This is a genomic window from Halobacillus karajensis, assembly GCF_900108515.1.
Lineage (GTDB): Bacteria > Bacillota > Bacilli > Bacillales > Halobacillaceae > Halobacillus > Halobacillus karajensis.
The window spans coordinates 336,138-357,170 of the sequence record NZ_FNWW01000003.1; the positions used below are offsets into that span (position 1 = coordinate 336,138).

Genomic DNA, 21,033 nt, shown 5'->3' on the forward strand with positions numbered 1-21,033 from the left:
TCGATGCATGAGGGGCTTCAGGATCCTGTTAGACGAACCGCTATGATGTATTTCATAGCGGTTTCTCGTGGGAATGGAATATAAAAAAAGCCCTGATACTTAAATGAAACAAGCGAATACATTCCATACTAATAAGACCTAACCATACTATTGTGTTCGAAGGAGGGATCGCATGAGTGATCATGTTACATCCGTTGCAGAGCGTCTTGTCCAGCCTATTCTGGAGGATATGAACCTGGAACTTGTCGATATTGAGTATAAGAAAGAAGGTCAGAATTGGTACCTTCGCGTTTTTATCGACAAGGAGGGCGGCGTAGATATCGAAGAATGCGGGCAAGTATCTGAACAGTTAAGTGAAAAATTAGACGAAGAAGATCCAATTGAAATTCCGTATTTCCTTGAAGTAGCCTCTCCAGGTGCTGAACGTCCACTTAAGACGGAGGCAGATTTTGAGAAGTTCGTTGGTGAATACGTATATATGAAACTTTACGAACCAATCGATGGCGAAAAGGAATTCGAGGGTACTTTGAAATCCTTTGAAAATTCTACGGCTACGGTTGAAATTAGAATCAAAACCCGTAAGAAACAATTGGAAGTTCCATATCAGAAGATAGCTAAAGCGAATTTAGCTGTTACGTTCAATTAAGGGGGAGAAAACTGTTGAGTAGTGAATTATTTGATGCCATGGATTATTTAGAAAAGGAAAAAGGCATCGACAAAAATCTTTTATTGGAAGCCCTTGAGGCAGCACTCATTTCTGCTTATAAGAAAAACTTCAATTCTGCAACGAATGTTCGTGTGGATATTAATGAAGAAGAGAGTGCGATGAAGGTTCTAGCTAGAAAAGAGATTGTTGAAGAGGTCATGGACTCTCAGCAAGAGATTTCCTTAGAAGAAGCAAAAGATATTGATCCGAATTATGAGCTTGAAGATGTAATTGAAGTGGAAGTTACACCAATGGACTTCGGTAGGATCGCAGCGCAGGCTGCTAAACAGGTCGTCACACAGCGTGTTCGTGAGGCAGAGCGTGGCATCATCTACGGTGAATATGTTGATCGAGAAGAAGATGTCATGACGGGAATTATCCAAAGGAAAGATCCGCGTTTTGTTTACGTGAATCTGGGTAAAATTGAAGCACGGCTTCCTGAAGGGGAACAAATGCCCACAGAGACTTATGAAGTCCATGACCGGCTGAAAGTGTTTGTTACTAAAGTCGAGAACAGTAATAAGGGCCCTCATATTTATGTGTCCCGTACACATCCTGGTCTTTTGAAACGTTTATTTGAAATGGAAGTTCCGGAAATTTATGACGGGACTGTAGAAGTTATTTCCGTTGCCCGTGAAGCAGGCGATCGGTCGAAAATTTCTGTTTATGCAGAAGATCAGGAAATTGATCCGGTCGGTTCATGTGTAGGTCAGAGAGGACAGCGTGTCCAGGCGATTGTCAATGAGTTGAAGGGAGAAAAGATCGATATTGTTCAATGGTCTGAAGATCCAGTGGAATATGTATCGAATGCCTTAAGCCCTTCAAAAGTTGTGGAAGTTCTTGTTGACGAAGATGAGAAAGCGACAACAGTGATTGTTCCCGATTACCAATTATCCCTTGCGATCGGTAAGCGTGGACAAAATGCACGCCTGGCAGCCAAACTGACAGGCTGGAAAATTGACATTAAGAGTGAAAGTGAAGCTCGTGAGCAAGGTCTTCTTTCTTCTGAACAGAGCGATGTGGAAGAAGAAGTGGACGTTGAAGATGAGATGTTTGAAGAATAAGGAGGGGGATAGAAATGACCCGTTCCAAGAAACAGCCGTTAAGAAAGTGTGTCGTCACCCAGGAAATGGTGCCTAAGCAGCAGCTTATACGTGTGGTCCGCAACAAAGAGGGAGAGGTTTTTGTTGACGACACAGGAAAGAAAAATGGGCGAGGAGCCTATCTCACAAAAGACATCCATGTCATTGAACAGGCTGAAAAGCAACAAGTCCTGAACCGCCACTTAAAAGCGAAAATCGATACGAGCATCTACGAGGAATTAAAGGCGAAAGTGAAGGCAGAAACATCATGAGTGGCAGCTATTTAAACCTGTTAGGACTAGCTGTAAGGGCTGGAAAATGCACACTCGGTGAGGAATCGATTGTGCGTGATATTCAAAAAAGAAAGGCCAAAGTAGTCCTATTGGCCAATGACACTGGAAAGCAAACAAAAAAGAAGCTTACGGATAAATGCAGCTTCTATGAAGTACCCTGTTATGTGGTGGATGATAGAGTCACATTATCACAAGCCATTGGAAAGGCAGGGAGAGTCGCGATCGCAGTTCTTGACCAAGGATTTGCGAAAAAGTTGCAATCGCTACTCGATGAATCTACTCGGGGGTGAAGATTTTATGACTAAAATGCGTGTATATGAATATGCGAAAAAGAACGAACTATCAAGTAAACAAGTCATTCAAAAGCTACAAAATCTAAATATTGAAGTGAACAATCATATGTCCACTATAGAAGAAGAGGCAGCAAAAAAATTGGATCAAGCATTTGGAAAAGGGGACAAACCCAAAGCACAAAACCAGGAAAAAGGAAAGTCTTCAAAACCGAAAAACAGTAAAAAGCCAGGGAACAGAAATCAACGAAACAACAATCAAAGAGGCAACAATCAGAAAAACCAAAAGACTGCTCCCCAGCAAGGACAGAAAAAAGGAAAAAAACAGATGCCCGATAAAATTACTTACTCTGGCAGTTTAACTGTTGGTGATCTTGCAGAGAAACTAAACAAAGATTCATCTGAAATTATCAAGAAACTCATGTTCCTTGGTGTGATGGCAACGATCAACCAGGAGCTTGATAAAGATTCTATTGAATTAATTTGTGAAGAGTTCGGCGTAGAAGTAGAAGAAGAAGTGGTTGTTGATGAAACAGATATAGAAAATGTGATTTTTGAAGACGATCCAGAAGATTTGCAGGAGCGCCCTGCTGTCGTCACAATCATGGGGCACGTTGACCACGGTAAAACAACCCTTCTTGACCAAATCCGTCATACCAAAGTGACCGAAGGCGAAGCTGGCGGAATCACTCAGCATATCGGGGCTTATCAGATTGAGAATGATAATAAAAAAATTACATTCTTAGATACCCCTGGTCACGCTGCTTTTACAAGCATGCGTTCAAGAGGAGCACAAGTAACGGATATTGCTATTCTAGTTGTTGCAGCAGATGACGGTGTCATGCCTCAAACAAAAGAAGCGATCAGCCACGCTAAAGCTGCGGAAGTACCAATTATCGTCGCTGTTAATAAGATGGATAAAGAAGGTGCCAATCCAGACCGTGTCATGCAAGAACTTATGGAATATGAGTTAATAGCAGAAGAGTACGGTGGAGAGACCATTTTTGTGAAAATGTCTGCGGTTAAGGGCGAAGGAATCGATGAGCTGGTTGAAATGATCGGTCTCGTATCTGAAATGGAAGAATTAAAAGCCAACCCAGACCGTGCGGCATATGGGACAGTTATTGAAGCAGAACTTGATAAAGGTCGTGGACCAGTGGCGACATTACTTGTCCAGAATGGTACGCTTAATGTTAGTGATTCGATCGTAGTTGGTCATACATGGGGACGTGTACGTGCGATGGTTAATGATATCGGACGTCGTGTTAAAGTAGCAGGGCCATCCACACCAGTGGAAATTACCGGTCTGAATAATGTGCCGCAAGCAGGAGATCGTTTCCTAGTCTTTAAGGATGAGAAGAAAGCGCGCTCTGTTGGTGAAGCACGTGCGCAAAAACAACTGGAAGAAAACCGAAGCTCCACAGCGAAAGTTAGCCTCGATGATTTGTTTGATCAAATCAAACAAGGTGAGGTTAAGGACATTAACTTGATTGTTAAAGGAGATGTTCAAGGTTCTGTTGAAGCTCTCGCTGGATCTCTTGAGAAAATTGAAGTGGAAGGTGTGAAAGTGAAAATCATTCACACAGGTGTCGGTGCAATCACTGAATCGGATATCACACTTGCTTCTGCATCTAATGCCATCGTTATCGGTTTCAATGTCCGTCCAGATGGGAATGCTAGAAAAGCAGCCGAGGCTGAAGATGTAGAAATTCGTCTTCATAACATCATTTATAAAGTGATGGAAGAAATTGAAGCAGCCATGAAAGGGATGCTCGATCCAGAATATGAAGAGAAAATTATCGGTCAAGTGGAAGTGCGTGAGATCTTCAAGGTATCCAAGATCGGTACTATCGCCGGTTCTTATGTAACGGAAGGTAAGATCGGACGTCATTCGGGTGTTCGTGTCATTCGCGATGGAGTTGTCATTTATGAGGGCGAAGTAGACGCATTGAAACGTTTTAAAGATGACGCTAAAGAAGTTCAACAAGGGTACGAATGTGGAATCACGATTAAGAACTTCAATGATATTAAAGTGGGTGACATTATCGAACCATTCGAAATGCAGGAAATTGAGCGTTCATGATTGTAAGCGCAGAAGTGGATTGTATCATCTATGATGCGCAATCGTTGAAAAACAAGCGAGCTGTATTGAAGCGTGTCATGACTCGGCTGCAAAATGAGTTCAATATTGCTGTCAGTGAACTAGAATTTCAAGATTTATGGCAGCGGACGCGCATGGGTCTCGTGACGATCGCCAGTAATAAAGTCATAGCAGAACAAACTATGCAGCAAGCTTTGACTTTCATCGATTCGTTCCCTGAAATCGAACGTACGGAAACCCACCTGGAATGGCTATGATGTTTGTTTAGAAGAGGTGAATAAAACATGAACGATTTAAGAGCGAACCGCGTTGGAGAACAAATGAAAAAAGAGATGAGCGATATCATCAGTAAAAAAATCAAAGATCCACGCGTAGGGTTCGTCACTGTTACGGAAGTTAAAGTGACAGGAGACTTGCAACAAGCAAAAGTTTACATTTCTGTCTTGGGTGATGATAAACAGAAACACGATACCCTTGTCGGTCTAGCAAAGGCTAAAGGATTTATCCGATCCGAAATCGGTCAGAGAATCCGCCTTCGTAAAACTCCGGAAATCATGTTTGAGTTTGATGAGGCTGTTGAAAGAGGAAATCGTATTGAAACAATCCTTCGAGACCTAAATGATACAGAAGACTGATTAAAATCCGTGCTGATCCAGCACGGATTTTATATAGGAATAAATGGTTTGAGGTGATGGGTAATATGGATGGTATTCTTCCGCTATGGAAACCTAAAGGGTTTACGTCACATGATTGTGTAAGTAAAGCACGTGGTATGTTGAAGACTAAAAAAATAGGACATACAGGAACGCTCGACCCAGCAGTAGAGGGGGTGCTGCCGCTTTGTGTGGGGAAAGCAACAAAGATTGTTCCGTTTTTAACAGATACAGATAAAGTGTATGAAGCTGAAATAACCCTTGGGGCGGCGACGGATACGGAAGACGCGACAGGTGTGGTTATTGAAAAGACTGCTGTAAAGGGTGCCTTTTCAGATGAAACGCTTCAGGGTGTGCTTAGTTCTTTTAAAGGATACATCACACAGACACCGCCTATGTATTCGGCAGTAAAGGTAAAAGGAAAGAAACTTTATGAGTATGCCCGCGAAGGAATTGAAGTGGATAGACCTTCAAGAGAAGTACTCATTAAACAGATTGAATGGATATCTTCAAACGAACACCCACATGAGGATACCTTCTCGTTTTCATTCCGCGTGGTTTGCTCTAAAGGAACATACATCAGGACACTTTGTGTAGATATTGGGAAAGCGCTCGGGTATCCCTCTCACATGTCTGCCTTAATCCGGACGAAAACAGCCGATATTTCAACAGATGATTGCTATTCCTTTGAGGAATTACAAAGGGCTGTAGATGAAGGGCGCGGCGAAGAATTATTACTGCCCCTTTCCCGCGGACTCGGCCATATGGATTCCTGGGAAGTGAATGAGGAAATGAAAGAGAAGATTAAACATGGGCAAGTATGGCCAAAGCCTTCGGAGCTGGATGCTGCACGATTTACCGTTACACATGCCGAAGAGGTACTGGCTATTTATCAGCAGCATCCTGACAAGCCTGGACTTGTAAAGCCAGTCCGTGTATTTTAACAAATTTTCTCTTATTCCTAATCAACTGGTGGTCATCTTAAAAGGAACCCATAGTTTTTCAGCAGATTTTGTTGGTTTCCCTTGCATTTTATTATAAAAAAATGTACCCTTTAATATGGAACCTTCGCTTGGCGGCACGTAACTCCGACGTCCGCTCGGGGAAAGGGAATTCTTAATTTTATAGGAGGTGTAGCTATAATGGCTATCACACAAGAACGTAAGCAAGAACTAATCAATGAGTACAAGACTCATGAAAATGACACAGGATCTCCTGAAGTGCAAATTGCAGTACTTACAGAGCAGATCACTACTTTAAACGAGCACCTGCGTGCACATAAGCAGGACCACCACTCTCGTCGTGGATTGCTTAAAATGGTAGGTAAGCGTCGTAACCTATTGAACTACCTTCGTAATAAGGACATTACACGTTATCGTGAGCTTATCAAGAGCCTAGGCTTGCGTCGCTAATGTATGGGAAAAAGCGGGAGTTATTCCCGCTTTTTCTGTATGTTTACATACAGAAGGGTGTAAACTGACAATAAACCCTTATAATGAAATATGAAGAGTTATCGAGAGGAGTTAAGTTTTATATGGCAGAAGAAAAACAAGTGTTTTCCATTGATGTCGCTGGTCGTACGTTTTCCGTTGAAATCGGAGAGTTGGCGAAACAAGCGAATGGTGCAGCACTCATCCATTACGGAGATACGACTGTCCTTTCTACGGCTACCGGTAGTAAAGAGCCGAAGGACCTGCCGTTTTTCCCATTGACTGTAAACTACGAGGAGCGTCTTTACGCGGTAGGTAAAATCCCTGGCGGCTTCATTAAACGGGAAGGCCGTCCTAGTGACAAAGCTGTCCTTGCTTCACGTTTGATTGACCGTCCGATTCGTCCGTTGTTTCCTGAGGGATTCCGAAATGATGTACAAGTGATCAGTTCCGTTATGAGTGTGGATCAAGATTGTTCATCTGAAATGGCAGCCATGCTCGGGTCATCCATATCTTTAGGGATATCGAACATTCCTTTTGAAGGACCTATTGCAGGGGTAATTGTTGGACGTGTCGATGGCGAATTCATCATTAACCCTACAGTAGAGCAACAAGAGAAAAGCGATATTGACCTTACTGTTGCAGGTACAAAAGATGCCATCAATATGGTTGAAGCTGGTGCCAATGAAGTACCAGAAGAAGACATGCTAGAAGCCATCATGTTTGGACATGAGGAAATCAAGCGTCTCGTTGCCTTCCAGGAGGAAATTATCGCAGCCGTTGGCCGTGAAAAAATGGAGGTTCAACTGTTCGATTTGGATGCTGAGCTTAAAGACAAAGTAGAGTCTGAAGCTAGGGAAGCCGTAGTCCAAGCTATTAAAACCGAAGAGAAAAAGGCGCGCGAAGAAGCAATTGCCCAGGTGAAATCAGATATTGTTGCTTCTTATGAGGAACAGGAAGCTGATGAAGAGACATTGAAACAAGTGGGCTCGATTTTAGAAGACATCGTGAAAACGGAAGTGCGTCGTTTGATCACGAAAGACAAAATCCGTCCTGATGGTCGTGGAGTTGATGAAATCCGTTCCTTAAGCTCAAGAGTCGGGTTGCTTCCGCGTACCCATGGTTCTGGCTTGTTCACGCGTGGACAAACTCAAGCCTTAAGTGTATGTACTCTTGGAGCACTTGGAGATGTTCAAATCCTTGATGGACTGGATCTTGAGGAATCGAAGCGTTTCATGCACCATTATAATTTCCCGAAATTCTCTGTTGGAGAAACAGGTCCAATCCGTGGGCCAGGTCGGCGTGAAATTGGTCATGGAGCTTTGGGCGAACGTGCTCTGGAAGTTGTTATTCCTTCCGAAAAAGACTTCCCTTACACTATCCGACTTGTTTCTGAAGTGTTGGAGTCGAACGGTTCCACCTCACAGGCAAGTATTTGCGCAAGTACACTTGCGATGATGGATGCGGGTGTACCTATTAAAGCCCCCGTAGCAGGGATTGCGATGGGCCTTGTTAAATCAGGTGATGATTATACTATTCTGACTGATATCCAAGGTATGGAGGATGCCCTTGGCGACATGGACTTTAAAGTTGCCGGTACAGAAAAAGGGGTTACGGCCTTACAAATGGATATTAAGATTGAAGGACTATCCCGAGAAATCCTTGAAGAAGCACTAGCTCAAGCGAAAAAAGGCCGTATGGAAATTCTTGGTCATATGCTTGAAACCATGCCAGAAACGCGTAATGAGCTTTCTCAACACGCTCCAAAAATTATGACGATGAAGATTAATCCTGACAAGATTCGTGATGTCATTGGACCAAGCGGGAAACAAATCAATCAAATCATTGATGACACTGGCGTCAAAATTGATATTGAACAAGATGGTACAGTCTTCATTTCCTCTACGGATGCAAGCATGAACGCAACCGCACAGAAAATTATCGAAGACATCGTCCGTGAAGTGGAAGTTGGCGAAGTTTACGATGGTAAAGTGAAGCGTATTGAGAAATTTGGAGCCTTTGTAGAACTGTTCAAAGGAAAAGAAGGTCTTGTCCACATTTCTGAAATGGCGGAAGAACGTATCGGAAAAGTGGAAGACATTGTTTCTATTGGGGATACGATTAAAGTTAAGGTCAAAGAAATTGATAATCAGGGTAGAATTAACCTTTCAAGAAAAGCCATTCTTCTTGAAGAAAAGAAGAAACAGGAAAATGTGGAACAAACTTAATCAGGTAATTTAAAGAAGAGATACTGGCTTGCCAGTCTCTTTTTTTATTTTACGGGGATGAATAACATCTTAACGTCATCCTCTCAGTGACAAAGAGTATGACGGCATATTCTGGCTTAAAGCCTAAAAATGCTGTGTACATAAGAAAACTTGGTCTAGAAGTAGGACATGCCCCATACAATGGAGTCAGGGGTGAGTGTCGATGAGCTTTAGATTAATCGCACTTTTGTGTGTCAATCTCTCTTTTTTTATTGGCTTTGGACTAGCTTTTTTTACTGTAAATGATGTCGTGCCTGTGAATAAAGAAGATACCATTTATCAAAAGATCGAGGCAGAAAAACATAAGTACGAATGGGAAGCAGAGGATGCAAAAATTGATTCCGTATGGAAAAAGACACCAGGGATTGTAGGGAGAAAGGTCGATGTTGAAGCCTCCTATAAAAAAATGCAAAAAGAAGGGAAATATAATCCAGAATTACTTGTATTTCAATTAAAAAGACCAAAGGTTTCTCTTGAAGACTTACCTGCCTCTCCTATATATAGAGGGCATCCAGAAAAAGAGGCGGTATCATTTCTCATTAACGTTTCATGGGGAGAAGAGTATGTGCCTGAAATGGTGAAAATCTTCAATAAATACAATGTGAAAGCAACGTTTTTCATTGATGGCGCCTTTGCGAATGATTTTACCCACCTCGTTCAAATGATTGAAGATGAAGGTCACACCATAGGCAGTCATGGATATAAACACCAAGATATGGGGCGAATGACCAAACAACAGGCAAAAGATAATTTAGAACAAGCAGATGAGCTTTTATTTGCGTTAACGAAAAAGAAGATTCAGTACTTTGCACCGCCATCAGGGAGTTTTAACACCGCTACTGTGGAGGCAGCTGATGAGATGGGAATGGAAACGATCTTATGGACGGTGGATACCATAGACTGGCAGAAACCTACCTCTGACGTATTAATCAATAGAGTCACTAAAAAACTTCATAATGGGGCAACGGTTCTCATGCATCCAACTCAAGTGACGGTTGAGAGTCTACCTGAGCTTATTGAAGAGGTTAAAAACCAGGGATACAAATTGATTTCTCTACCTAAATTGTTAAGTGAAGAAAGATAATGGAGGAGAGTATGGTCATGAGAATGAAATCATTAGCGAAAAAGGAAGTTATTAATGTAGAAAATGGAGAAAAGCTTGGAGTTTTAGGAAGAGCGGATCTCATCATCGACCCAGAGTCTGGATTGATTAAATCCCTTGTAATCATGAATAATGGTTTGATTGGATTTGGTTCGTCAAAAAAAGAAATGGTTATTGATTGGAGTCAGATTGAAACCATTGGTGAGGAAACGATCCTGTTGAAGAAACATTGAACACTGCAGCGGATGCTGTAGTGTTTTTTTGTTGCTGTTCGAAATCACTAACTCTGCATTCCGGCATAGGATACAAGGAGATAAGATACTAGATAAAGGAGACATCCGGGATGTTAACAGGATATCATGTTGCAGTCATAGGGGGCGATGCCCGGCAAATCGAGCTCATTCGCAGATTGAATGAGTGGGGCGCCACCGTTTACTTGGCTGGTTTCGATCAATTGAATGAAAGCTTCAGAGAGGCGATTAATCTCGACTTCGACAGCCACCAGGTGGAAAAGTTAGATGCGGTTATTCTTCCTGTGCCAGGGACGGATCATGAAGGAAAGATTGAAGGGATTTTTTCAAATCAACTCATACACCTTACAGAAGAATGGCTCAAGAAAACACCAGAGCATTGTCAGGTGTTAACAGGGATTGCCAATGACCATTTAAGAAAATTAGCGGCTGGTGCGAACCGGCGCCTCATCCCATTAATGGACCGGGATGATGTAGCCACTTACAACTCGATTCCAACCGTAGAAGGAACGTTAATGTTAGTCATTCAGCATACAGATTTCACAATACATGGTTCAAAGGTCATTGTATTAGGATTAGGCAGAGTAGGAATGACTCTCGCTCGAACATTTCATCATCTTGGAGCAAAGGTTTTTGTCGGAGTTCGATCTTCGAAAAGTGCAGCAAGAGTATTTGAGATGGGACTGACTCCTATAGACATGAACCATTTAGAAAATGTGGATATGGCTTGTGACATTTTACTGAATACGGTCCCTCACCCAGTTGTCGATGCCTCTATAATTAAACAGCTACCTTCACATGCCATGATCTTGGACCTGGCTTCGAAGCCAGGAGGAACAGATTTTCAGTATGCAGATAATCGTGGAATCAAGGCTCTGCTGGCACCAGGCCTTCCAGGAATTGTGGCTCCGAAAACCGCAGGAAGAATTATAGCGGATGTTGTTTCAAGATTAGTTCAGGAAGGTTCACGAAAGGAGAATGGATGATGACGAAACTTAAAGGTAAGATCATTGGCTTTGGTCTAACGGGATCGCATTGTACGTACCATGAAGTTTTCCCTGTGATGCAGGAGCTTGTTGATATGGGAGCAACCGTTATCCCGGTTTTATCTTATACCGTCCAAAAAACAGATACTAGGTTCGGAGATGCGGCTGATCATTTAAAAAAAATTAAGGAGATCACCGGGGAAGAGCCTATTATGACGATCCCAGATGCCGAACCCCTCGGTCCTAAACGCCCATTGGACTGTATGCTTATCGCTCCTCTTACTGGTAATTCAACGAGCAAATTTGCTAATGCGCTGACGGATTCTCCTGTTCTTATGGCGGCGAAAGCGACATTGAGGAATGAGAATCCAGTGGTTTTAGCTGTATCCACCAACGATGCTTTAGGGCTAAATGGTGTGAATATTATGCGTCTTATGGCTACAAAGAACATCTATTTTGTACCTTTAGGGCAGGACCATCCATTCAAAAAACCGAATTCGCTTGTTGCAGATATGACATTGATCCCTGAAACGATCGAAGCCGCGTTGGATGGTAAACAACGTCAACCTGTGTTGATTGAAAGGTATCCGGATTAATTCAATTTTTCATACCAGGTATTCTTGGAAATATGATAAAATAACAAAAATAGCGACATGTCTTACTATTCTTACAAAACATATACAAGAGAGGATGCCGAATATGAGTGAAACAAAAAGATATCATGTAGCTGTTGTCGGGGCGACCGGCGCTGTAGGTCAGAAAATGCTGGAAACTTTAGAAGATCGTAATTTTCCTGTGGGGGAGCTAAAACTCCTCTCCTCCAGTCGTTCTGCGGGATCTAAAATGACCTTTAATGGAAAAGAATACACCTTGGAAGAAGCCACACCGGAAAGTTTTGAAAATGTGGATATCGCATTATTTTCAGCAGGAGGATCTGTATCAAAGCAGTTAGCTCCTGAAGCTGTTAAACATGGAGCGGTGGTCATCGATAACACAAGCGCATTTCGAATGTCAGAAGGCGTACCGCTTGTAGTTCCTGAAGTCAATGAATCTGATATTAAACAACATCAGGGGATCATTGCCAACCCGAACTGCTCCACCATTCAAATGGTAGCTGCTCTCGAGCCCGTTCGTCAGGCGCTAGGGATGAGTCGTGTGATTGTTTCTACGTATCAGGCGGTTTCTGGTGCGGGAAATGAAGCAGCAGAGGAACTTAGGGAACAGTCGCAATCATTCTTGAATGGAAAAGAATTGGAAGCTAATATTCTTCCTGTCAAAGGTGATAAGAAACATTATCCAATCGCATTTAATGCTTTGCCGCAGATTGATGTCTTTCAGGATAATGGTTATACATTCGAAGAAATGAAAATGATTAATGAAACCAAAAAAATTATGCATGCGCCTGATCTATCCGTTGCTGCAACGTGTGTGCGTCTGCCTTTCTTCACTTCTCATGCCGAGAGCGTTTATGTGGAAGTTGAAAAAGAAGGAGTTACTGTTGAACAAATGAAACAGCTTCTGGAGGAAGCACCTGGAATCGTTCTCGAGGACGATCCAGCCACACAAACCTATCCGACCCCATTAAGTGCAGCAGAGAAAAGGGATATTTTTGTTGGTCGAATCCGTAAGGACCTTGATGACCCTAAAGGGTTTCATCTGTGGGTCGTATCGGATAACTTACTGAAGGGTGCTGCGTGGAATTCTGTCCAGATCGCAGAAAGCTTGATTGCGAATGAGTGGCTGTAAACTTTTCTTAAGTTGAGGTGGCCAAATGAAGCTACTTGTACAAAAGTTTGGTGGAACGTCGGTCCGGGATCAGGAAAGCCGATCCCGGGCTATCCACCATGTTAAAAATGGTTTAAATGAAGGTTACAAGGTGGTCGTGACGGTATCCGCTATGGGAAGGAAAGGAAGCCCGTACGCCACGGATACGTTACTCGGAATGATTGATTTTCCTGAAACTGATGTGTCATTAAGAGAGCAGGATTTAATGATGTCCTGCGGTGAAACCATTTCCTCCATTGTTTTTGCCCATGAATTAAACCGAGCTGGTGTAGCTTCTGTTTCCTTAACAGGGGCACAAGCAGGAATCATCACAAATGGCGATTATACGAAAGCAAAGATTACTCAGGTAAACCCGGTGCGAATCTTAGAAGAGTTAAAGGAAAAAGATGTAGTCGTTGTAGCCGGTTTTCAAGGGCAGACAGTGAATGGAGACGTAACGACTATCGGACGTGGAGGTAGTGACACGACTGCGGCTGCTCTTGGTGCCGCTCTTCAGGCTGATTATATAGATATTTTCACAGATGTGGAAGGGATAATGACAGCAGATCCAAGATTAGTTCAGGAGGCTAGACCACTAAACACCATTACCTATAGTGAAATCTGTAACCTAGCTTATCAGGGTGCGAAGGTAATTCACCCGCGTGCTGTAGAAATTGCCATGTATGCTAAAGTACCGATCCGTGTAAGGTCTACTTACTCTGACCTTCCGGGTACCCTCGTAACAGGAACAAAAGAAAACCGAACGGGAAGCGACATTACTGATCGAACCGTAACAGGCATTGCTCATATGGATGGTCTTACCCAAATCAAGGTTCAGTCAAAAGAAGATCCCTCTAAACTACAATCCGATGTATTCAAATCTATGGCTTCGGCAAACATATCTGTAGACTTCATCAACATTTCTCCAAGTGGTGTGTTATACACCATAAACCACTTTTATACGGATAAAGCTGTTCAAATCTTACAAGGGCTTGGGTATAAGCCTGAAGTACGGAAAGGGTGTGCCAAGGTATCTACAGTAGGGGCCGGCATTACAGGAATTCCCGGTGTAACAGCTGAAATCGTTCAAACTCTTACGGATCGTGGTATCCAAATCCTTCAATCTGCTGATTCTCATACGACCATATGGGTGTTGGTCAAAGAGGATGATCTTATTAAAGCTGTCAATGCGTTACATGAAACTTTCCGATTGAGCAAGGTATCTAAGAAAGGGGAAAGACAAACATGAATTTCGGAAAAGTTTTGACCGCCATGGTGACCCCTTTCGATCGCCATGGGGAAATTGACTTTGAAAAAACATCTGAGCTTATTGAATATTTATTGGCCAATGGCTCAGATGGTCTTGTGGTAGCAGGGACAACAGGGGAATCGCCGACCTTGACTGCCGATGAAAAAGTGGAATTATGGCAGCATGTAACAAAAGTAGTTGCCGGGCGTGTTCCTGTCATTGCAGGTACTGGAAGCAACAGCACGGAAGCATCAATTAAACTTTCTAAAAGGGCTGAATCGACTGGCGTGGATGCGCTTATGTTAGTTGCGCCTTATTACAATAAGCCAAATCAAAAGGGCCTTTTTGAGCATTTCAAAACCGTCGCAGGGGCTGTGAATTCTCCTGTCATGATTTATAATGTGCCTGGTCGTTCAGTTGTACGTCTTCTTCCTGAAACGATCATGGAACTATCTGAGATAGAAAATATTGTTTCTTTAAAAGAAGCAACCGGAGACTTAGATGGGATGGCTCATATCAGATCGGGTACAGGTGATGACTTTACGATCTATAGTGGGGATGATAATCTAATGCTTCCCGCTTACGCTATTGGAGCAGACGGTATTATTTCTGTTTCCTCCCATGTAATTGGGAAAGAAATGCAAGAAATGCTTACCCTTTTTGATCAAGGGAAAGGGAAAGAAGCCGGAAAGCTCCACAGAAAGCTTCTTTCAGTTTTTAATGGAATGTTTTCAGCACCATCCCCAGCTCCTGTGAAAGAAGCTTTAAGAATGAAAGGCCTGGATACTGGCGGGGTAAGGCTCCCTCTCGTTCCTTTAACTAAATCGGAGCAACAGGTGATTTCTGAATGCATGCAACGTTTAAATTAAAAATGAAGGGATAAATCTTTGGTCAGCTTGTAGAGGAATATGTTCCACTACAAGCTTTTTTATATGGGTAAGGATCCAAACCGAACTTTTTTATTGAAAACGTTCCGAGCATTTTGTACCTATGTTTAAGAAATAAGTTTTAACCAAAGAGTCATAAAGATTCAGCGCCTTACTTTAGAGTATGTTTCGTATGGTTTGTGTCATACTACAGGAAAAGAGCGAAAGGAGATCGATCCATGAAAGACGATTCATCCAAAGAAAAAGATCAGTCCAAGTCGCAATCCTCGCTTGTGGATAAGATTCAGCAACTGGGGCAAAGTAACGTACCTCAGCCAGCGGATTCCAATATTCATGTTTTACCTATTATAGGACAAGTGGAGGGGCATGTTCAGTTGCCTTCCCAAAATAAAACAACTAAATATGAACATTTGATTCCTCAATTGATCGCTATCGAACAGAATCCGAAAATTGAAGGGCTTGTCGTTTTGCTGAATACAGTCGGAGGAGATGTGGAAGCAGGACTTGCGATATCAGAAATGATTTCCTCTCTTTCGAAACCGACCGTATCTATTGTTCTTGGCGGCGGCCATTCGATTGGTGTCCCCATTGCTGTGTCTGCGGATTATTCCTATATCGTAGAAACAGCGACAATGACCATCCATCCGATCCGTATGACAGGCCTTGTGATAGGTGTCCCTCAAACGTTTGAATATATGGATAAAATGCAGGAACGTGTCATTAGTTTCGTTACCAAACATTCGAATGTAGTCGAAGAGAAATTCAAAGAGCTCATGTTTGATAAAGGTAATTTAACACGTGATATAGGAACGAATGTGGTTGGACAGCAAGCGGTTGATCATGGTCTCATTGATGCTGTAGGCGGGGTCAAGGAAGCGATGTTGAAATTGAATGAACTGATCAAGCAAAATAAAGACTCAGGGCAGCAGGTGGTTCAATGACGATTCTTTACACACCGTTAAGTGAGCATGATATTTTCCCACAGGAAGAAGAAATGTCGGTCGTATTGTTTGAGCATAAAAATTGTCCCTTGATGTGCCGGGAGGGTAGTGACGGGAAAAAACAGATTATGCAAGTCCTTTCTACAGACCCTGCTCATTATATGGATCCGGCCCTCCAACCGGGTCAATGGTTGGACTCGTAACTCTATGTTATGCTGTGATATAATAGAATAGTTAAGACACTGGATGTCGGTGCTGTATTTCTTCAGGAATAGTGAAGGAACCATCGGCATCTTTCTCTTTTTAGTTTTACATATGGAGGTGGAAACGAGATGGCCAGAAAAAGGAAAAAGAAGAAAAAACAATCAAAAATAAAAAGCCAAATGAAATTTGAATTATTAGGACTTTTCTTCCTTTTTATCGCCGTTATTGGAAGCGGTGCGTCTGCTATTAGTGATGGAGCTATTCCGGGTGGTTTGGAAAGGTTCTGGCAGTTCTTGTTTGGGGTATGGTATTTTATTGCCTCCTTATTCTTTCTTATCGTCGGAGTGTATTTAATGGTAAAAAGAAATTGGCCGACCTTCTTACATAAGCGTCTTTTAGGCGTGTATATCATTATCATCGCTTTGATCTTATTTACTCATCTGGAAACGTTATCCGCAGAGCTTGGGACAGGAGAAGGTTCCATTTTCGCTATGACATGGGAGAGGATTACAGGCATGATGCGAGGGGATCTTCCTTTTTACAGCATTGGCGGAGGATTAACAGGAGCTATTCTTCTCTCAACGACATATTACCTTTTTGCAAAAGCCGGCGCGGCGATCCTATCTTTCTTTTTATTCATGATAGGGATTATATTTGTCAGTGAAAAATCTATTGGTGAGCTATTTGCTAAAGTCGGTGGAAAGATAAAAAATATGAGCAGAGAACAAATGCAGCGGATAAAGGATCAAAGAGAGAGAAAGCTTGAAGAAAAACAGAATTTGGAGGATAAGGAAGAAGAGGCAGTTGTTTATGAAATTAATGATACATCAGGAGAGGCGGAGGATGAGTCACCCGGCCAAGAACCAATTATTCAGGATTTCACAGATCATGCCTATTCAGCTGAATCAACTTCGGCCCCGGTGCCTTCTTTAAATGAAGCACAAAAAGAGCACGAGTCAGATGAAGTAAATATTGAGAAATCTATGCCAACAGCGGAATTGGAAAACTTAGATTATCACCTTCCGGGTTTGGAACTTTTAGATGAGCCGACATCCACCCCTCAAAGTCAAGGGCGTTCTCATATCCAAGCAACTGTAAGGAAACTGGAAAAAACCTTTCATAGTTTTGGAGTAAAAGCAAAAGTAACAAAGGTCCATGTGGGTCCTGCCGTTACTAAATATGAAGTTTATCCTGATGTAGGGGTAAAGGTTAGTAAAATTGTCAACTTGAATGATGACCTCGCCCTGGCTCTGGCCGCTAAGGATATTCGGATTGAAGCCCCCATCCCTGGTAAGTCAGCGGTCGGAATTGAAGTACCAAACCAAGAAGTTTCGATGGTTTCATTACGCGAAGTATTGGAAACCGGGAAATCCAACTTGGACTCAAAATTAAGTTTTGCTCTTGGGAGAGACATTTCGGGAGAGGCGGTTATGTCAGAATTGAATAAGATGCCTCACCTGCTTGTAGCGGGGGCCACCGGGAGTGGTAAGAGTGTATGTATTAACGGCATTATTACAAGTATATTAATGAGAGCGAAGCCTCATGAAGTGAAAATGATGATGATTGACCCCAAAAAGGTGGAGCTGAATGTTTATAACGGGATCCCACACCTGTTAGCTCCGGTCGTTACGGATCCAAAAAAAGCTTCACGTGCGCTTAAAAAAGTTGTATCTGAAATGGAGCGACGGTATGATCTTTTCTCAGATACAGGAACCAGAAATATTGAAAGTTATAATGAATACATCAAGAAATTTAATAAGGAAAATGAGGAAGAACAGCCACAACTTCCGTACATTGTAGTGCTGGTCGATGAGTTGGCGGACTTAATGATGGTCGCTTCGAATGAAGTAGAAGATGCCATTACAAGACTTGCACAAATGGCACGGGCGGCTGGAATTCACTTAATCATCGCTACACAAAGACCTTCTGTGGATGTTATCACAGGTGTCATTAAAGCGAATATCCCGTCACGAATTGCCTTCAGTGTATCTTCCCAAACGGATTCACGAACGATTCTTGACTCAGGTGGAGCGGAAAAACTACTTGGGAGAGGGGATATGTTATTTACCCCTGTGGGGTCAAATAAACCGACGAGGGTGCAGGGAGCTTTCCTTTCCGATGATGAAGTAGAACGAATTGTTGACTTTTGTGTGGAACAACAAAAAGCGCAGTATCAGGATGAAATGATTCCTGAAGAAGAAAGTGAAGTAAAGCAAGAAGTAGATGATGATCTCTACCCTGAGGCTGTACAAATGGTCATAGAAATGCAGAGTGCTAGTGTATCCATGATTCAAAGGCGTTTTCGAGTGGGTTATACGCGAGCAGCAAGATTAATAGATGCTATGGAAGACAATGGCGTAGTTGGTCCTTATGAAGGCAGTAAACCAAGGGCTGTCCTTGTTTCGCAAACGACAGAAGAACAACATACGTCATGAAATGTATGTATGAATGAAATAAAAAAATAGAACAACAAAAGAGGGCCGTATGCTACACCTTTTAGGTCCTTTTTTGTTGTCTGCTTATCTCATACTGTCACGCGGTTTCTTTGTTGATTTTGAACAAAGAGAGGATGTGAATCATATGCAACTCTCCAGAAAGAGAGGGAGGAGTAATATCTTCAGGTTTTATCACGGTGAGACCTGAAAATGAAGCAAAATTCATAAAAATGTCCTAATTCTATTTATTTATTTATCGAATAGTGTTATATTATTGTCAAAATATGATGTGTCTAACGTCAGATGTCAGATCTCTTTATAGATAGTTCAATAGACTTGGGGTGAAAGTAATGTCCATTAGACAAGATACTCGACATCTTTATTTACAGGTGATCGAGCAGATTAAACGCGATATTGAGAACGGTATCTTTATAGAAAAGCAGAAACTCCCATCAGAATTTCAACTCTCTAAATCCCTTGGTGTTTCAAGGGCTACCCTGCGTGAAGCGCTTCGTATTTTGGAGGAAGAAGGGGTAGTCACGCGAAGACACGGGGTTGGGACATTTGTTAATCCAAAACCCCTGTTCACTTCAGGGATAGAAGAACTGGATAGTGTAACGGGTATGATTACAAAATCAGGGATGAAGGCAGGCTCCCAATATCTTTCTGCAGAGCTGATTGAGCCAACAGAAGAAGATCGGAAGCGTTTCTCTCCATTGGATTTACATAATATTGCAAAAGTAGAACGTGTTCGGACAGCAGATGATCAGCCCGTCGTGTATTGTACCGATAAAATACCAGAAGGGTTACTCCCGATTGAACAGGTGAGAGAAGCGGACTCTTTATTTAATGTATTAGAAAAGTACACAGGGAAGACGATTGGTTACGCCGTCACCCATATTGAGCCGATTGGTTTCCATGAAAGAATTTCCCCTATTTTAAATTGTGAACCCGATCAAGCACTTTTACTATTAAGGCAGATGCATTACTCCCAGGATGATGTACCGATGCTTCTTTCCTCTAATTACTTCCGGCCAGATAAGTTCAGCTTCCATGTTTTAAGAAAAAGGGTGTAAGGGCTTACAAAGTTGGGGAGGTGAGGCCGTTTATCGAAATCGGGTAAAACTTTGGATTGGGAAAAACGTCAAAACTAAACAAATTAGGGGGTAATTGTTTTGGTGAAAAGTCGTTTACTTATGGTTCTCGTATTTCTTTTAACTTTTGGAATGTTTCTTGCTGCTTGCGGCTCTTCCGAAGAGGAAGCAAATGGAAATAGTAGTGGGGATGAATCGGGTAATGAAGAAGCTTCAGGGGATGCAAATGGAGATTTCTCTGTAGCGATGGTAACAGATGTCGGGGGCGTCGATGATAAATCCTTCAACCAATCTGCTTGGGAAGGTCTGCAAGCATTCGGTGAAGAAAATGGGATGAGTAAAGGTGAAGGATTTGATTATGCACAGTCTGAAAGTGATGCGGATTATGCCACTAACTTAAACCGTCTCGTACGCCAGGATTATGATTTGATCTACGGCATTGGATACCTCTTACAGCCGGCCATTGCAGAAGTGGCCAACCAGTATCCTGATACAAATTTCGCTCTTGTCGACTCTGTTCAAGAAGGCGATAACATTGCAAGTATCGTATTTAAAGAACACCAAGGATCATTCTTGGCAGGAGTGGCTGCTGCGAATAAAACGAAAACTGATAAAGTTGGGTTCATCGGTGGTGTAGATGGAAGTTTGATTAATAAATTCGAAGCGGGGTTTGTAGCAGGGGTTAAATCTGTGAACCCGGACATTGAGGTGGAAGTAGAATATGCCGAAAGCTTTAATGATTCCCAGAGGGGACAAGCGATCGCTTCCAATATGTACAATAAGGATATCGATGTGATTTATCATGCTTCTGGCGGTACGGGTAACGGTGTATTTGCTCAAGCAAAAGATATCAAAAACAGCAATCCAGATGAAGATGTATGGGTGATTGGTGTGGACCGTGACCAGCATGAGGAAGGTCAAATCGGTGACTCAAATGTAACACTTACTTCCATGGTTAAACGAGTAGATATCGCTGTACAAAATGTATCTAAACAAGCGATGGATGGTGAGTTCCCTGGTGGAGAAGTGCTTGAGTTCGGACTTGCAGATGATGCGGTTAGTATCGCACGTACAAATGAAGAAGCGATGACTGAGGAAATCATCTCTGCTGTTGAAGAATGGAAGGAAAAAATTATAAACGGTGAAGTTGAAGTACCGAGCACACGAGAGGAACTTCAGTCCTTTGAAGACGCACTATAAATTGATTAGGAAGGCTGGTGAAAGCCGGCCTTTTTCTTCTGTATAGGTGAAATCATCAAATGAAAAGATTGGTTTGGCCCTTTTCCTTTGATGATTTT

At 42.4% G+C, this 21,033-nt stretch carries 22 protein-coding genes; all 22 read left to right on the forward strand.

The window, feature by feature from the left end; genetic code table 11:
- Positions 1-172 precede the first annotated feature (172 nt).
- The 22 genes from rimP to BLW54_RS09010 all read left to right on the forward strand — a co-directional run bounded on the left by rimP (position 173) and on the right by BLW54_RS09010 (position 20,935).
- A complete protein-coding gene (rimP, locus tag BLW54_RS08905; protein ID WP_035505278.1) occupies positions 173-646 on the forward strand; it encodes a ribosome maturation factor RimP in 474 nt (157 codons plus the stop codon).
- A 14-nt stretch (positions 647-660) separates the two neighbouring features.
- A complete protein-coding gene (gene nusA, locus BLW54_RS08910; protein WP_035505276.1) occupies positions 661-1,770 on the forward strand; it encodes a transcription termination factor NusA in 1,110 nt (369 codons plus the stop codon).
- Positions 1,771-1,784: 14 nt separating this feature from the next.
- Entirely contained in the window at positions 1,785-2,060 is a 276-nt protein-coding gene (gene rnpM / locus BLW54_RS08915; RefSeq protein WP_035505273.1) for an RNase P modulator RnpM, read from the forward strand.
- Entirely contained in the window at positions 2,057-2,371 is a 315-nt protein-coding gene (locus BLW54_RS08920; RefSeq protein WP_035505271.1) for a YlxQ family RNA-binding protein, read from the forward strand. The genes rnpM and BLW54_RS08920 overlap by 4 nt, the downstream gene beginning before the upstream one ends.
- Positions 2,372-2,378: 7 nt before the next feature.
- The gene (gene infB / locus BLW54_RS08925; RefSeq protein ID WP_074734080.1) at positions 2,379-4,454 is read left to right on the forward strand and encodes a translation initiation factor IF-2; all 2,076 of its coding nucleotides are present in this window, start codon (positions 2,379-2,381) and stop codon (positions 4,452-4,454) included.
- Positions 4,451-4,729, forward strand: a complete 279-nt coding sequence (locus BLW54_RS08930) for a DUF503 domain-containing protein (RefSeq protein ID WP_035505266.1) — start codon at positions 4,451-4,453, stop codon at positions 4,727-4,729. The genes infB and BLW54_RS08930 overlap by 4 nt, the downstream gene beginning before the upstream one ends.
- Before the next feature lie 27 nt (positions 4,730-4,756).
- The gene (gene rbfA, locus BLW54_RS08935) at positions 4,757-5,107 is read left to right on the forward strand and encodes a 30S ribosome-binding factor RbfA (RefSeq protein WP_035505264.1); all 351 of its coding nucleotides are present in this window, start codon (positions 4,757-4,759) and stop codon (positions 5,105-5,107) included.
- Between the two features lie 65 nt (positions 5,108-5,172).
- On the forward strand, positions 5,173-6,069 hold the full coding sequence (gene truB, locus BLW54_RS08940) for a tRNA pseudouridine(55) synthase TruB (RefSeq protein ID WP_035505262.1): 897 nt from the start codon (positions 5,173-5,175) through the stop codon (positions 6,067-6,069).
- 198 nt (positions 6,070-6,267) lie between these two features.
- Positions 6,268-6,537 (forward strand): 30S ribosomal protein S15, encoded by a 270-nt coding sequence (gene rpsO / locus BLW54_RS08945; protein ID WP_027954250.1) that lies wholly within the window; start codon positions 6,268-6,270, stop codon positions 6,535-6,537.
- A 122-nt stretch (positions 6,538-6,659) separates the two neighbouring features.
- Positions 6,660-8,783, forward strand: a complete 2,124-nt coding sequence (gene pnp / locus BLW54_RS08950; RefSeq protein WP_035518910.1) for a polyribonucleotide nucleotidyltransferase — start codon at positions 6,660-6,662, stop codon at positions 8,781-8,783.
- 202 nt (positions 8,784-8,985) lie between these two features.
- Positions 8,986-9,906 (forward strand): polysaccharide deacetylase family protein, encoded by a 921-nt coding sequence (locus BLW54_RS08955; protein WP_035505259.1) that lies wholly within the window; start codon positions 8,986-8,988, stop codon positions 9,904-9,906.
- Between the two features lie 17 nt (positions 9,907-9,923).
- A complete protein-coding gene (locus tag BLW54_RS08960) occupies positions 9,924-10,157 on the forward strand; it encodes a YlmC/YmxH family sporulation protein (protein WP_035505257.1) in 234 nt (77 codons plus the stop codon).
- 110 nt (positions 10,158-10,267) lie between these two features.
- On the forward strand, positions 10,268-11,161 hold the full coding sequence (gene dpaA / locus BLW54_RS08965; protein WP_035505255.1) for a dipicolinic acid synthetase subunit A: 894 nt from the start codon (positions 10,268-10,270) through the stop codon (positions 11,159-11,161).
- Complete coding sequence (locus BLW54_RS08970) at positions 11,158-11,757, forward strand: dipicolinate synthase subunit B (protein WP_081867022.1); 600 nt, start codon at positions 11,158-11,160, stop codon at positions 11,755-11,757. The genes dpaA and BLW54_RS08970 overlap by 4 nt, the downstream gene beginning before the upstream one ends.
- Positions 11,758-11,860: 103 nt before the next feature.
- Positions 11,861-12,907, forward strand: coding sequence for an aspartate-semialdehyde dehydrogenase (gene asd / locus BLW54_RS08975; protein WP_035505251.1), 1,047 nt, complete (start codon positions 11,861-11,863; stop codon positions 12,905-12,907).
- A gap of 25 nt (positions 12,908-12,932) precedes the next feature.
- A complete protein-coding gene (gene dapG / locus BLW54_RS08980) occupies positions 12,933-14,174 on the forward strand; it encodes an aspartate kinase (RefSeq protein ID WP_035505250.1) in 1,242 nt (413 codons plus the stop codon).
- Entirely contained in the window at positions 14,171-15,043 is an 873-nt protein-coding gene (gene dapA / locus BLW54_RS08985; protein ID WP_035505248.1) for a 4-hydroxy-tetrahydrodipicolinate synthase, read from the forward strand. Before dapG ends, dapA begins: the two co-directional genes overlap by 4 nt.
- A 236-nt stretch (positions 15,044-15,279) precedes the next feature.
- Positions 15,280-16,002, forward strand: coding sequence for a ClpP family protease (locus BLW54_RS08990; RefSeq protein ID WP_035505247.1), 723 nt, complete (start codon positions 15,280-15,282; stop codon positions 16,000-16,002).
- Complete coding sequence (locus tag BLW54_RS08995) at positions 15,999-16,205, forward strand: YlzJ-like family protein (RefSeq protein WP_035505245.1); 207 nt, start codon at positions 15,999-16,001, stop codon at positions 16,203-16,205. Before BLW54_RS08990 ends, BLW54_RS08995 begins: the two co-directional genes overlap by 4 nt.
- A gap of 129 nt (positions 16,206-16,334) precedes the next feature.
- Positions 16,335-18,641: an FtsK/SpoIIIE family DNA translocase gene (locus tag BLW54_RS09000; protein ID WP_035505243.1), complete on the forward strand. Its 2,307-nt coding sequence runs from the start codon at positions 16,335-16,337 to the stop codon at positions 18,639-18,641.
- 350 nt (positions 18,642-18,991) lie between these two features.
- The gene (locus BLW54_RS09005) at positions 18,992-19,717 is read left to right on the forward strand and encodes a GntR family transcriptional regulator (protein ID WP_074734082.1); all 726 of its coding nucleotides are present in this window, start codon (positions 18,992-18,994) and stop codon (positions 19,715-19,717) included.
- Between the two features lie 99 nt (positions 19,718-19,816).
- Positions 19,817-20,935: a BMP family lipoprotein gene (locus BLW54_RS09010; RefSeq protein WP_439330195.1), complete on the forward strand. Its 1,119-nt coding sequence runs from the start codon at positions 19,817-19,819 to the stop codon at positions 20,933-20,935.
- Positions 20,936-21,033 lie beyond the last annotated feature (98 nt).